The sequence below is a fragment of the Acinetobacter sp. BD54 genome (assembly GCF_044778325.1).
Taxonomy (GTDB): domain Bacteria; phylum Pseudomonadota; class Gammaproteobacteria; order Pseudomonadales; family Moraxellaceae; genus Acinetobacter; species Acinetobacter baumannii.
Window position 1 is genome coordinate 318329 of sequence record NZ_JANJEP010000003.1, and the last position, 13752, is coordinate 332080.

Below are 13752 nucleotides of genomic sequence, written 5' to 3' on the forward strand. Positions count from 1 at the left end.
TATTTCTTAATTAGAATCGTTCTTAATATGTGATAAAAATCACACTTATTAATGTTACATTATAACATAGCCAAATAAAGACAATGACTTATGTCACACTCACGTATGGAATTGGACAGTCTTTCTCGTCATCAAATGTTACAATTTCATAATTACTCGGATCACTTTGAACATTGCGTAATAGCTGATTATTTAAGGCATGTCCTGATTTATAGCCATCAAACTTGGCAATAATTTGATGACCAAGTAAATACAAATCACCAACTGCATCTAAAATTTTGTGACGAACAAACTCATCGGCAAATCGTAAACCTTCTTCGTTCACCACACCCGTATCATCTACGCCAATTGCATTATCTAGACTTGCTCCTAAAGCTAAATTATTTGCTTTGAGGTAATCCAAGTCTTTCATAAAACCAAAAGTTCGTGCCTCACTGACTTCATACACAAACGTTTCAGTAGAAAAATCAATAGTTGCAGACTGATATTCTTTGGCAAATGCAGGATGATCAAAATCAATCGTAAAGTTAAGCTGAAAGCCATTATGCGGGCTGAATATTGCTTTTTTATCATCAATTAAAGCCTCAACTGGCTTTAATATTTTTATAAATTTCTTAGGAGCATCTTGTTCACGCAAGCCACCTTGCATGAGCAAATAAATAAATGGACCAGCACTACCATCCATAATTGGAACTTCTGATGCAGACACTTCCACAATTAAGTTATCGATTCCTAAACCAGCAATCGCACTCATCACATGTTCGATTGTCCCGACTTTAATATCGCCAGTGACAAGATTTGAACACATAAATGCTTCTTGAATCAGCAATGCATTAGCAGGTATATCGACAGGTGGATCCAAATCGATACGGCGAAATACAATACCTCCATCCACGGTATGTGGAATGAAATTGATCATCACTTTTTGACCGCTATGAAGACCTATTCCACTCGCTTTTACCACACGATTGAGAGTACGCTGTTTCACCATGCTTTGTAACTTCTTTTTTAAAACCGCTATACGTTAGCATATTTAGTCATTGATCAAAAATAAAAAAAGGCAGTGTTTATACACTGCCTTTCGATAGATTGTACGCTAAATTACTTACGTTGCTGATTTTTCAAGTAATCTTGAATACTCATTGGCGAAGAACGCGGTGTTGAACTTGGCGCATTATTCACGTCATTTTCAGCATTTTGGCGTTTATTAATTGCAGGAACGTCATCTTCATCTACAGATTGTGCAGATTGAGTTGATGTATGGCTAACTGTATTACGCTTTCTTGGCTCTGCATCAGCTGCATTACGTGTTAAACCAGTTGCAATCACAGTTACGCGTAATTCATCACGTGCATCTGGGTCAAATACTGTACCGTAGAAGATTTCACCTTCATCGAGGTCAACAATCTGGTTAACAACGTCAGTAATGATTTCTGTTTCACGTAATGTGATGTCATCGCCACCAGTAATGTTAATTAACACGCCTTTCGCATTAATAATGTTTACATTATCAAGCAATGGGCTACGGATAGCTTGTTCAGCTGCTTGACGCGCACGGTCTTCACCACGGCCCAAACCAGCACCCATCATTGCGTAACCACGAGTACTCATTGCAGTTTTCAAGTCCGCGAAGTCAAGGTTAATATGACCACGGTTAACTACAAGGTCAAAAATACTGCGTACAGCGTTTAACAATACGTCATCTGCCTTTTTATAGGCATCTTTCATTGAAATATCACCATAAACGCTTAATAAACGTTGGTTAGGAATAATAATCAATGAATCAACATGAGCTTCCAGCGCTTCAATACCACGCTCAGCAGACTTTTGACGACGACGGCCTTCAAAGTTAAATGGAGTTGTTACAACACCAACAGTCAAAATCCCCATTTCTTTAGCAACTTCGGCAACAACCGGAGCTGCACCAGTACCTGTACCACCACCCATACCAGCGGTTACAAACACCATGTCAGTCCCTTCAAGGTGCTGACGAATAATTTCACGGCTTTCTTCTGCTGCTACCTGGCCTACTTCAGGGTTAGCACCTGCACCTAGACCGCGTGTACTTTGCTCACCTAACTGAATTTTGAAAGGGGCATTCATACAGTCAAGTGCTTGTTTATCTGTATTAGCACAAACGAATTTAACACCCTGAATATCAGACTGTACCATGTGCTGAACGGCATTACCGCCACCGCCACCTACACCAAATACAGTGAAACGGGCTTGACCGTTGCCATCGTTTAGTTCATCTTCTATAAATTCAAATGAGGCCATGACCTTTAGGGTTCCTAATACATTATGGCAGTCACTTCAGCCCGTATACTGCCTTGATTTTCAAAAATAACTAATTTTAAGAATGCTGTGCAATACCAACCTTGTCAAGTACAGTGGTTTTCTCTTACAACTTCCTAACAATTCTACCAATAAATACATACATCCTAAAAAATGGCTTTAAGTTTGCTATTAAAAGCATTCCAGCCATTCACCATTCGTTCCCATACCGAACGGTCATTTCCCTCTTCAGGCTCCTCAACAGCTTCTTGTAATTCACTTTGGCTAAACATAAGTAAACCAGCTGCTGTTGCATACATTGAGCGGCGTAATGCAGCTTGATGCTGATCATCAGCATACACCTGTAATGGCGGATTACCTAGATGGGCAGACACACCTAACATACGACGCGCCAAACTTACCATACCTTCAATCTGGCAAGCATCACCAGTCAATACAACACCATGATATAGACCATGGATTGCACCGCTTTGTTCGAGTTCTTCGCGAATCTGGCTGAAAATCTCTTCATAACGAGCAATAATAATTTCCGCTAACTCAATTCGGCTAATCGTTTGCGGACCATCAATACCCTGTACTTGAATCATATGGTCAGGCTTAACAGCACTTAGATCAACACAGCCATGCAGAATCTTAATACGTTCAGCTTCTTCAGTGGTTGTTTGTAACACGGCAGCAATATCACGTGTCACATGCTCACCACCACGCTGCAAGGTGCGTGCTAAAGCTAAACGGCCATCTAAATAAACTGCCAGATTGGTAATACCTGCACCAATATCGACAAGACAGACACCATATTCTTTTTCATCTTTAAGCAAACTTGCCTCAGCCGTAGCCAAGCAAGAAACCACCATTTTCTCAACTCCAATGTTCGCGCCTTTCATGGCACGATCAAGGTTTTGCATAGTGGCAATCGGCATCATCATAAGCTGATAATGACCAGTCATGCTGTGAGCGGTCATATTGATTGGGTTTTGAACCCATTCAGATGAGTCGCCTAATTCAAATCCTAATGGGACCGCACTCGCTAGATAATAGTCAGAAGTCACATGGCTTGCTTTTGCCAACTCTAATGCGCGTACAACTTCATTGGTTGTAATCACATGCGCCGGGTTAGCAACAGGTGTGCGTCCAGAAGCATAGAAACTTTGTAGCTCGGTACTCGGAATAGATACCCACGCACTATGAATGCGACATTCGGCCATATTTTCCGCTTCAGCAACAGCGTTTTTAATCGCAGCAATGACTTTATCGAGACTTACAATTTTTCCTTTGTTCATGCCTCGATTGCGAGCAGTTGCCATACCGATAACCTGAATGTTATCCGGCGCATGAATTTTTCCAATCAAAACTGAAACTTTATGCGTCCCAATGTCAATCGCAACAACTGAGGGAACAGCTTCACTCATCACTCATACCATTTCTTTGTTGTCTAATACCAGGCAAATTGCCTATTTTAAAGCCACGTATTATGGCTTTGCTTTTGTACCACCTGCAATGCTTGTGTCATCACTCGTTACAACAAACTGACCATTCACGATTTTAGGTGGGGTTGCATTCTTCCATTGAATAGATAATCCATTACGATATCGCAAATCAATGGCTGAGATTTTCGGCCACACAGGTTTTAGGTCAGATTGTGCCAAGTGACTTAAACGTTGCAATTTATTCATTGTTTGATCTTGGTCAACAATAATTCGTAAACCAGAGTCAAACTGCATAAACCAAGTCATTCGCTCTGTTAGATATAACTCTTTTAAACGCAAATTAACAGGATGGAATAACTGATTAATTTCATTATAGCGTCGCATCATCATTTTAGACTGACTTACCGGACCGTGTAGTAACGGAAGCTCAGGATGAAGTCTCGGCTCTGCTTCACTAAATACATCGCCACCATCGCTCAATAAGCGACCTGTTCCCCAACGGGCGATAGCATGTCGAGGCATAACACGAACGCGAATACCATTGGGCCAGGCACGAGATACGACGACTCGGTCTACCCATGAAATTTCTAATGCTTTATCACGAATCTGCTCTAAATCAGATGTAAAGTAGTTATCTTTTACAATCGGCTGCACATATCGCATCACTTGCTGAGTCTCAACTGGAGTTGTTGAACCTACAACTTCAAGTTTTGCAACAGTTGCATCAGTAATAACTTTATATAGTCCGTAAATTCCGACCGCCAAGACTAAAAAGGCAATAACCAGCAACACCCATCCGCCGGCATTGGCAAGTTTTTGCTTGCGCGTAGGCGGTTTTTCATGAATGGAGGTAATTGCCGCACGTTTACGGCGCATGGATGCCGGAAGTTGTGCCATATTTAAGCCGTACCTTCCAATGTTTGCTCAAGAATTGCAACACACAATTCATCAAAGCTATAACCTACTGCTTTAGCAGCCTTTGGTACAAGCGAATGACTGGTCATGCCTGGCACAGTATTTACTTCTAAAAGCCAGAAGTTACCTTGCTCATCCTGCATTGCATCAATACGTCCCCAGCCTTCTGCACCTACGGCTTGAAAAGCGCGTAAACATAGAGCTTGTAGTTTTTTCTCTTCAGTTTCGCTAAGACCACAAGGAATGCCATACTCAACATCATTACGTTGATATTTTGCTTCGTAGTCATAGAAAGCAACATCTGCTGGTGGCTGCAAACGAATAACAGGTAGAGGCTGACCATTTAAGAATGAAATCGTAAATTCGCGTCCTGTAATCCACTTTTCTGCCATAACTACAGCATCGTGCTGAGTTGCCTTTTCCATTGCTGCCGCAAAATCTTCAGCTTTCTCAACCTTACTCATGCCTACACTTGAACCTTCATGTACAGGCTTGATAATGACAGGCAACCCCAATTCAGCAATCACTGAATCCAAGTCAGTTTCTTTAGTAATAATGCGATACGGTGCGGTTGGTAAATCACTACCTTGCCAGATTTGCTTGGTTTTGACTTTATCCATACCAATGGCAGAACCTTGTACACCCGTTCCTGTATAAGGGATGTTCAACCACTCAAGCACACCTTGGATTTGACCGTCTTCGCCACCACGACCATGCAATACAATAAATGCACGATCATAGTTTACAAGTTCAGTTACGCTACGGTCTTGCGGATCAAATGCCTCAGCCTGAACACCTGAACGTAACAAAGCGTCCAAAACTGCCTGACCACTATCTAAAGACACAGCACGCTCAGCCGATTTCCCACCAAGTAACACGGCAACTTTGCCGAATTTTGTAGCATTTGACACGTTTAAATCCTTAACCCGATAATTCAATACTTTTTGTTTATTTCACATACAAATGGTGCTGTGCAAGTTCTACTGAAATTGCTCCCACGTTACCTGCACCTTGCGTTAATAACAAGTCATTTGGTTGTAACACATTTTGCATGATGTTTTGCAAATTACCTTCAACCGGATCAATCAAAATCGGTTCAACCTGACCACGCAAGCGAATACTACGCGCCAAAGTACGGCTATCTGCACCAACAATTGGTTTTTCCCCAGCCGGATAAACTTCTAGTAATAATAATTGGTCGACTTGAGATAAAACTTCAATAAAGTCATCAAAACAATCACGAGTACGAGAGTAACGGTGTGGTTGGAAAAGCATAACTAAACGACGATCAGGATGGCTCTGACGAGCAGCTTTAATCGTAGCTTCCACTTCTTTAGGATGGTGTCCATAGTCATCGACTAATTTTACATTCCCTTCACCAAGTTCAAATTCACCTTGTACTTGGAAGCGACGTCCAACACCACTAAAACCTTTTAATGCACGGCTAATTGCTTCATCCGAAACGCCTTCATCAGTTGCAACACCAATTGCAGCCAAAGCATTTAAAACGTTATGTAAACCCGGTTGATTAATGGTTAGACGTAACGGCTCACGTCCTTTACGTAATACCGTAAAGTGCGAACGCATACCATCTTGCTCTACATCAATCGCACGGATGTCATTATCTTCATTAAAACCATAAGTAATAACCGGACGGCCTACACGTGGCAAAATCTCACGAATGTTCGCATCATCACCACAAACCACAGCCAAGCCGTAGAATGGTAAGTTATGAAGGAACTGCACGAAGGTATCTTTTAATTTATCGAAACTGCCTTCATAGGTATCCATATGGTCAGCATCAATGTTGGTTACAATCGCTGCCATTGGCTGTAAATAAAGGAAAGATGCGTCCGATTCGTCAGCTTCAGCAACAATAAAGCGGCTTTCACCAAGCGCTGCATTTACGCCTGTACTGTTAAGTAAACCACCGATCACATAAGTTGGGTCGAGGTTTTCTTCCGCCAACATTGTCGTCAAAAGACTTGTGGTTGTAGTTTTACCATGTGTACCTGCCACAGCAATACCATGACGGTAACGCATAAGCTCACCGAGCATTTCTGCACGACGTACAATCGGAATACGTTGTTCAATGGCAGCTTTAACTTCCGGATTTTCCGGGTCAATTGCTGTTGACACGACAAGCACATTTGCATTTTTAATATTTTCTGCTTCGTGTCCGATATAGACCTTAATGCCATTTTCTTCTAATTGTTGTGTGGTTTTTGATGCCTTAATATCTGAACCGGAAATTTTATATCCTTGGTTAGCTAACACCTCAGCAATACCACACATACCTGCACCGCCAATTCCCACAAAATGAATGTGTTTGATACGGCGCATTTCAGGCACTTTAATCAGTTTTTTTGCTTGGTTCGCAGCTGTTGTTGGAGACATAGTAAATCCGATTACATTTTTTGGATAAGATCAACCACATGCTGAGTTGCATTTGGTTGGGCATGTTGACGCGCTTTCACTGCCATTTCTGTAAGTAATTGGCGATTCATCAGCGTAGTAAACAATTGATTTAAAACTTCTGGTGTCATAGTCGATTGCTGGCAAATTTTTGCAGCACCGACATCGGCCAGAAATTTGGCATTTGCAGTTTGGTGGTCATCCACCGCAATAGGAAGCGGTACAAAAACTGCTGCAACACCAGCTGTTGCTACTTCTGTCACAGTTAAAGCACCAGCACGGCAAATAATCAGGTCTGCTTCGCTATAAGCTTTCGCCATATCTTCAATAAACGGCAAAACCTGTACGGTCAAATTTGCTGGCGCATCTGCGTACAAAGCTTGAGTTGCTTCAACCTGTTGCTGACCACATTGATGAAAAATATTCAGTGGAACTTCAAGTTGTTTTAATGCCGGAGGTAAGCGTTCATTCAGTGCTTTTGCACCTAAAGATCCGCCCACAATTAAAATATTTAACGGCTTACCCGCTTGCTCGCGTTCATCATAGCGCCACTTTGGACTTAAGATATCAGTGATTTCACGACGTACCGGATTGCCGGTTGTCACTACTTTTTCGCTAGCAGGAAATGTATCTGGAAACGCTTCACATACCACTTTAGCAACACGGGATAACTGTGCATTGGTAAATCCTGCAACCGCATTTTGCTCGTGGATGAGAACAGGAATACCTAATAAACGCGCTGCTAGCCCACCCGGGCCTGCCACATATCCCCCAAAGCCTGCAACTGCATCCACTTTAAGCTGTTTCATATAGCGCATTGCACTAAAAGTTGCTTTTAAAATTTTAAAAGGTGCAGCAAGTTTACGGATCACTCCGTTTCCACGCACACCTTGAATATCAATTTGATAAATTGGAATATTTTGATCTTTTAATAAACGATTTTCCATACCTGTTGGCGTGGCTAACCATGAAACTTGACAACCTTGTTGTTGAAGTTGTTTGGCTACGGCGAGGGCTGGAAAAACATGTCCACCAGTACCGGCAGCCATCATCATGACATGTTTAGGTTTGCTTTGCTGTGAATCGGTCACGGTCTAATTCTTCAACTCAAAAAACAATGGAAATTGTCATCTATTTTTGTAGCCGTTTATTTTAATCCTAAAGCTTCATTAACGAAAAGCGAATTTCACTCGTTTATAACAGAAAGATGTGCTTTTTTGAAAATATGCCTACAAAGCGCTAGCGTATTTCATATTGTGATTTTATTAATTCATATATTTTCGGGTGATTTCCAATAATAAGCTTAGAAAACCACCCGAACTAGACCATTATGCTGGACGACCGGCTTCTAATACATCAAATAGGTCATCGGCAATTGATGTACCAAATTGCGCATCAATTTCACGAATACAGGTTGGACTTGTCACATTAATTTCAGTGACATAATTACCAATTACATCAAGACCTACAAATACCAAACCTTTTTCACGTAAGAAAGGACCAACTTTAGCAGCAATGAGTTTGTCATTTTCTGTGAGTGGACGCGCTTGACCTAAGCCACCAGCTGCCAAGTTACCGCGTACTTCACCATTTTGCGGAATACGTGCCAGACAGTAAGGAATAGGCTCGCCATTTACCATTAAAATTCGTTTATCCCCTTCTACAATTTCAGGAATATAACGCTGAGCCATAATTGGGCGGGTGCCTAATTCCGTAAGCATTTCTAAGGTAGAACCAATATTTACACCGTCTTGGTATAAACGGAAAATACCCATACCACCCATACCATCAAGTGGCTTAACGATCACATCACCGTGCTCGGTAATAAATTCGCGAATCAAACTCTGCTGCGATGTTACTAGTGTCGGCACCAGTAATTCAGGAAATTGCGTAGCAAACAATTTTTCATTGCAGTCACGCAGTGATTGGGGCTTATTAATAATCCATGAACCTTCACGCTCGGCTTGTTCAAGCACGTAAGTTGTGTAGACAAAGTTCATGTCAAAAGGCGGATCTTTACGCATAAGGACAACATCATAAGCCGCGATAGATTCTTTTTTCTTTTCGCCTAACTCATAATAATGGTTGTAATCTTCGAAAACTTTTAACGGAGAGATGAGACCGTAAGCCTTACCTTGATCGATATATAAATCTTGTTGTAATGCATAACCTAACTCATGTCCACGACGGCTCGCCGCCCACAACATTGCCATGGTTGAATCCTTTTTCAGATTTACGGTTTCAATCGGATCCATGACGACAAGTACACGCATGCTCAAGCTCTTCTTAAAATTTAAATTAGCATGAGTATAGCTGAGATTTTTCACTCGTTTTTCTTAATTTTAGTAAAACCTTATCGGTTATTTCTTTATCTTGAATTAAGGTAAATTCAGTTAAACTACTCCCATAAAATATTATTTTTAAAGGCTAAAGATGAAACTTTATCGCTATTTAACCGGACCTGATGACTCTGCTTTTTGTGCACGAGTGACTAAAGCACTTAATCATGGTTGGGAGCTCTATGAAGCACCTACTATGACTTTTAATGGCTCTCAAGTCATTGTAGGCCAAGCGATTTGCAAAACAATTGATGAAAATTATGATCCAGAAATGGATATTTTAGATGTTCTCAAAAATAATGCGTGATTTTAGAGGGGGCATTTTTATCAATAAAAAGCCCCCTCTAAAATCTAATTAACAAGAAAAACTAATGAGTCAACTCAATAAGTCCTTTAATTTGCTAATTAACTTCCTAAAAATCAGTTAATAAAAAATAAATATATCATTTTTCAAGTTAATAGTTCTTTTATTCTAAACAATTAAATGATTATAATTATCATTTATACTTTTATTTTTGTTAATTGATTTTATTTTTATGTTAAGAATTTCTATATCATCTCCCCAAATTAAGGGTTCATTCCCGCTCAGCTTACTCAGTTTAATGATTTTAAATATTCAAGGTGCTAACGCCGAGGAATTGATTGAATCCTCATCAAAAGCCGCAGCCACCATGCCAACCATAAAAATCGAGGCCATGAGTGAGCTCGACCCGATTAAAAGCTATATCGATTATGACAAAGCCAATGTCACTCGTAATGGTTTAGATAAAAAAGATATCCCTCAAACCGTTGATACCATTGATGTTCAGAAATATAAAATTTATGGATCGAATGATTTAAGCGTCATGCTGCAAGGTACACCAGGTGTATCAACCAGTTACGATATGCGTGGTGATGGGATCACGATTCGTGGTTTTGGTGCTGATACAGGTGATATTTACCGTGATGGCATACGTGAAAGCGGGCAAGTACGCCGCAGTACAGCCAATATCGAACGTATAGAAATTTTAAAAGGCCCCGCTTCGGTTTTATATGGCCGTAGTGCTGGCGGCGGGGTTGTGAATATGGTGAGTAAATTCGCCAATTTTGACTCTAAAAGTTCAGTTGGCGCATATGCGGGTTCATACGATAACTACGGAACAACCGCTGACATCAACCAAGTACTTAATGACAATTTAGCAGTGCGTTTGACTGGAGAATATGGCGAGGCAGGCAGCTTCCGCTCTGGTATTGAAAATAAGATTGAGATGTTTTCTCCAAGCTTTACCTATAAGAATGACGATGGAAAGCTGACTTGGACCACACAATATACCTATGACAAATTAAATCGTGTACCTGACCGTGGGCCAACACGTGACAACTTGCCTGCGGGAACTTCAATTAAAATGGGATTTGCCCAAGACGGCGATTATGTTGATGATATTTTGCAAGTCGTTCGTACCGATGTGAATTATGAATATGCGCCTGATTGGAACTTCCACTGGGCAGCAAGCTACCGACAAGCAGAACAGAACTTTGACCACTTTTACTTTGGAAATTATTGTGGTTTAAATGGAAAAAACTCAAAGAATGAGGCTTGTACAAAAAAAGGTTACATCGATCAAATTTACTACTGGCAACAAACCAGCAACAAGACCACAACCAATACATTTGATATTAAAGGAAAGTTCAAGACAGGCCAGCTTGAACACCAAATTATGGTCGGTACAGACTGGACTTATGAACAACGAGAACCACGTCTAGCCAATAAAACTCAAAATGGATCGGCCATTTATGGTTACGTTAATCCAATCACTGGTGAACGAGAGTACAGTCGTGGCAATGGCCCATTAAAGATTAGTCAGCATAACTATAATGAAGGCACAACTTACGGCGTATTTATTCAAGATTTAATTGGTCTAAATGACCAACTTAAACTTATGATGGGACTCCGCTACGATTACTTCGATTTTTCAACCACTAACAAAATTAAGAATGAACAGCGTAATGTAAAAGACAGTACTTTTAGCCCAAATGTTGGCTTGGTATGGCAACCAGTTCCTGAACATAGCTTTTATACGTCTTACTCTAAAAGCTTCGCACCATTTGGTGGACAAATGGGTGTCAACCAAGTTACTGGAAGTACCGATGTCGCGAAAATGGATAAAGAGCCTCAATATAACGAGCAATATGAAGTTGGGGTAAAAAGTGAATGGTTCGATAATCGTTTAAATACTCAATTTTCTGTCTTTGATATTCGTAAAAATAATATTCGTTATAAACCGAATCCTGACAGTGAACCAGAGGTATGGGCAACTGCTGGTCAACATCAATCTCGTGGTCTCGAATTTAGTTTTATTGGCCGTGTACTTGATAATGTCTTTGTTCGCGGTGGGTATGGCTATACCGATGCCAAAGTAAAAGAAGACAAGCAAAATCCTGAACGTGAAGGCAATTATTTAGCCAACACATCTAAGAACACAGGTAATTTATTTGTTCGTTATTTACCAACCGAGCAGTGGTATACCGAAGTGGGCGTGACCTATGTGGGTTCTTATTATCCAAATATTAATAATCAAGTAAAAATGGAAGGCTTCAATCGTGTCGATGCAGCAATTGGCTACAGTGCCGACCCTTGGAATGTCACACTTGCGGTAAATAACCTAACCAATAAAGAGTACTGGCGTTCAGACAGCATGCCAGGCACACCACGTAATGTGTTATTGCGTTTGAATTATCAGTTTTAAGTAAATATTAAAAAGGCATACCTCTATTTTAGAGGTATGCCTTTTTGTTTTTAGATACCGTATTTTTCACGGTAAGCTTGCATGTTTGCTAGCGCTTCTTTTTCGCCTTTCGCCTCTAAATAATCCATTAAATCTTTCATGGTAATCAGTGCGTGTACAGGAATTTCTAATTCTTTTTGAACTTCTTGAATTGCAGAAAGCTCACCTTGACCACGTTCTTGACGATCTAGCGCAACCAACACACCCGCAATAGTTGCACCGGCATTTTTCAAAATCGTTACCACTTCGCGAATCGCTGTGCCTGCGGTAATCACGTCATCAATGATCCAGACTTTTTTACCTTCAACCGCAGCACCGACTAAAACACCGCCTTCACCATGATCTTTTGCTTCTTTACGGTTAAAGCCCCATGGCACGCTCTTGTTATGTGTTTGCGATAAAGCAACAGCAGTCGCAGCTACAAATGGAATACCTTTGTAAGCTGGTCCAAAAATCACATCAACATTTTCACATTGTGTTAATTTATCGGCATAGCCTTGTGCTAAAAGAGATAAAGCTTCACCATCGTTGAGTAGGCCTGCATTAAAAAAATAAGGACTCACGCGTCCAGATTTTAAAGTAAACTCACCAAATTTAAGCACACCGCGTGATAATGCGAGTTCGATAAATGCTTGCGGGTGAAATGACACAGGCGTTGTCATGAGGTGCTCCAAATTCACAATTGAGGTTAAATTTTCGCATGATACCAAAGGATCAGTATCCAAGTGATGTAAAAATTCTTCGAGTCGTTTCCATTAACGTAAATGGCTTACGTTCTTCAGTGACGAAAGGCTTACTTGAATGGTTAGAACAATCAGATGCCGATGTCGTATGCATGCAGGAAAGCCGCATTACCCATGAACAATGGACTGAGAAATTTAGACCCGAGGGATGGCATACCCATCTCTTTCCAGCAGAGCGTGCAGGCTACGCAGGTACTGCAATTTATAGCCGCTTACCCTTTGTCTCTATTAAAGATGGTTTAGGGTTTGAATTGGCCGATAGTCAAGGCCGCTTCATTTCTGCCGAATTCGATTTAGGTTTGTCACATCCCGTACATATTGCATCATTATACTTACCTTCAGGCTCAAGTGGTGAAGAAGCGCAAGCACGTAAAGATTTATTTTTAGGTGAATACGCCAAAATCTTGAAACAATGGCGTGATGAGAATAAGTCCATCATTATTTGTGGCGATTACAACATTGTTCATAAACGGATTGATATTAAAAACTGGTCTGGCAACCAAAAGTCGTCTGGCTGTTTACCACATGAGCGTGCTTGGCTTGACCACATTTATGATGAACTTGGTTATGTAGATACTTTCCGTGTTGTAAGAACAGAAGCGGAATTGTATTCATGGTGGTCAAATCGCGGACAAGCGCGTGCGAAAAATGTAGGTTGGCGTATTGACTATCACGCATGTTCACCAGACTGGAAAGCGCGCACTGTAAATGCATGGGTCTATAAAGATCAATGGTTTAGTGACCATGCTCCAGTTATTATCGATTATAAAATTCAAGAATAAGTGAACACATGTTCACTTACATTGTCGTTTTTGCTTACAACACATGTCGCTTTTGAGTATTTTTCTTACAC

General features: G+C 40.8%; 12 protein-coding genes. 3 read left to right on the forward strand and 9 right to left on the reverse strand.

The window, feature by feature from the left end; all coding sequences use genetic code 11:
- Positions 1–88: 88 nt before the first annotated feature.
- The 8 genes from lpxC to gshB all read right to left on the reverse strand — a co-directional run bounded on the left by lpxC (position 89) and on the right by gshB (position 9325).
- Positions 89–991: a UDP-3-O-acyl-N-acetylglucosamine deacetylase gene (gene lpxC, locus NQ782_RS06735; protein ID WP_000240700.1), complete on the reverse strand. Its 903-nt coding sequence runs from the start codon at positions 989–991 to the stop codon at positions 89–91.
- A 110-nt stretch (positions 992–1101) separates the two neighbouring features.
- A complete protein-coding gene (gene ftsZ, locus NQ782_RS06740) occupies positions 1102–2277 on the reverse strand; it encodes a cell division protein FtsZ (protein ID WP_000135734.1) in 1176 nt (391 codons plus the stop codon).
- Between the two features lie 164 nt (positions 2278–2441).
- The gene (gene ftsA, locus NQ782_RS06745) at positions 2442–3704 is read right to left on the reverse strand and encodes a cell division protein FtsA (RefSeq protein ID WP_001287630.1); all 1263 of its coding nucleotides are present in this window, start codon (positions 3702–3704) and stop codon (positions 2442–2444) included.
- 60 nt (positions 3705–3764) lie between these two features.
- A complete protein-coding gene (locus tag NQ782_RS06750) occupies positions 3765–4619 on the reverse strand; it encodes a cell division protein FtsQ/DivIB (protein ID WP_000057903.1) in 855 nt (284 codons plus the stop codon).
- Positions 4620–4621: 2 nt separating this feature from the next.
- Positions 4622–5548, reverse strand: a complete 927-nt coding sequence (locus NQ782_RS06755) for a D-alanine--D-alanine ligase (protein WP_057094372.1) — start codon at positions 5546–5548, stop codon at positions 4622–4624.
- Positions 5549–5585: 37 nt separating this feature from the next.
- The gene (gene murC / locus NQ782_RS06760; protein WP_000075472.1) at positions 5586–7034 is read right to left on the reverse strand and encodes a UDP-N-acetylmuramate--L-alanine ligase; all 1449 of its coding nucleotides are present in this window, start codon (positions 7032–7034) and stop codon (positions 5586–5588) included.
- Between the two features lie 11 nt (positions 7035–7045).
- Positions 7046–8143, reverse strand: coding sequence for an undecaprenyldiphospho-muramoylpentapeptide beta-N-acetylglucosaminyltransferase (gene murG / locus NQ782_RS06765; protein WP_057094374.1), 1098 nt, complete (start codon positions 8141–8143; stop codon positions 7046–7048).
- A 237-nt stretch (positions 8144–8380) separates the two neighbouring features.
- Positions 8381–9325 (reverse strand): glutathione synthase, encoded by a 945-nt coding sequence (gene gshB / locus NQ782_RS06770; protein WP_057094376.1) that lies wholly within the window; start codon positions 9323–9325, stop codon positions 8381–8383.
- A 160-nt stretch (positions 9326–9485) separates the two neighbouring features.
- Between gshB and NQ782_RS06775 the strand changes: the two genes are divergently transcribed.
- Both NQ782_RS06775 and NQ782_RS06780 read left to right on the forward strand, forming a co-directional pair.
- On the forward strand, positions 9486–9698 hold the full coding sequence (locus NQ782_RS06775; RefSeq protein ID WP_000781166.1) for a DUF1737 domain-containing protein: 213 nt from the start codon (positions 9486–9488) through the stop codon (positions 9696–9698).
- Between the two features lie 229 nt (positions 9699–9927).
- Positions 9928–12117, forward strand: coding sequence for a TonB-dependent siderophore receptor (locus NQ782_RS06780; RefSeq protein WP_086231072.1), 2190 nt, complete (start codon positions 9928–9930; stop codon positions 12115–12117).
- A gap of 50 nt (positions 12118–12167) precedes the next feature.
- On the opposite strand, the gene pyrE is transcribed toward NQ782_RS06780, so the two are convergent.
- Positions 12168–12818: an orotate phosphoribosyltransferase gene (gene pyrE / locus NQ782_RS06785; RefSeq protein WP_000211303.1), complete on the reverse strand. Its 651-nt coding sequence runs from the start codon at positions 12816–12818 to the stop codon at positions 12168–12170.
- A gap of 38 nt (positions 12819–12856) precedes the next feature.
- On the opposite strand from pyrE, the gene NQ782_RS06790 reads away from it, so the two are divergent.
- On the forward strand, positions 12857–13681 hold the full coding sequence (locus tag NQ782_RS06790; RefSeq protein ID WP_000612365.1) for an exodeoxyribonuclease III: 825 nt from the start codon (positions 12857–12859) through the stop codon (positions 13679–13681).
- The last annotated feature ends 71 nt before the right edge of the window (positions 13682–13752 follow it).

Excerpts from the sequence above, each read along its gene's own strand:
- lpxC (WP_000240700.1), bottom strand. The coding sequence starts at position 991 with ATGGTGAAACAGCGTACTCTCAATCGTGTGGTAAAAGCGAGTGGAATA.
- ftsZ (WP_000135734.1), bottom strand. The coding sequence starts at position 2,277 with ATGGCCTCATTTGAATTTATAGAAGATGAACTAAACGATGGCAACGGT.
- ftsA (WP_001287630.1), bottom strand. The coding sequence starts at position 3,704 with ATGAGTGAAGCTGTTCCCTCAGTTGTTGCGATTGACATTGGGACGCAT.
- NQ782_RS06750 (WP_000057903.1), bottom strand. The coding sequence starts at position 4,619 with ATGGCACAACTTCCGGCATCCATGCGCCGTAAACGTGCGGCAATTACC.
- murC (WP_000075472.1), bottom strand. The coding sequence starts at position 7,034 with ATGTCTCCAACAACAGCTGCGAACCAAGCAAAAAAACTGATTAAAGTG.
- gshB (WP_057094376.1), bottom strand. The coding sequence starts at position 9,325 with ATGCGTGTACTTGTCGTCATGGATCCGATTGAAACCGTAAATCTGAAA.
- NQ782_RS06775 (WP_000781166.1), top strand. The coding sequence starts at position 9,486 with ATGAAACTTTATCGCTATTTAACCGGACCTGATGACTCTGCTTTTTGT.
- NQ782_RS06780 (WP_086231072.1), top strand. The coding sequence starts at position 9,928 with ATGTTAAGAATTTCTATATCATCTCCCCAAATTAAGGGTTCATTCCCG.
- pyrE (WP_000211303.1), bottom strand. The coding sequence starts at position 12,818 with ATGACAACGCCTGTGTCATTTCACCCGCAAGCATTTATCGAACTCGCA.
- NQ782_RS06790 (WP_000612365.1), top strand. The coding sequence starts at position 12,857 with ATGATACCAAAGGATCAGTATCCAAGTGATGTAAAAATTCTTCGAGTC.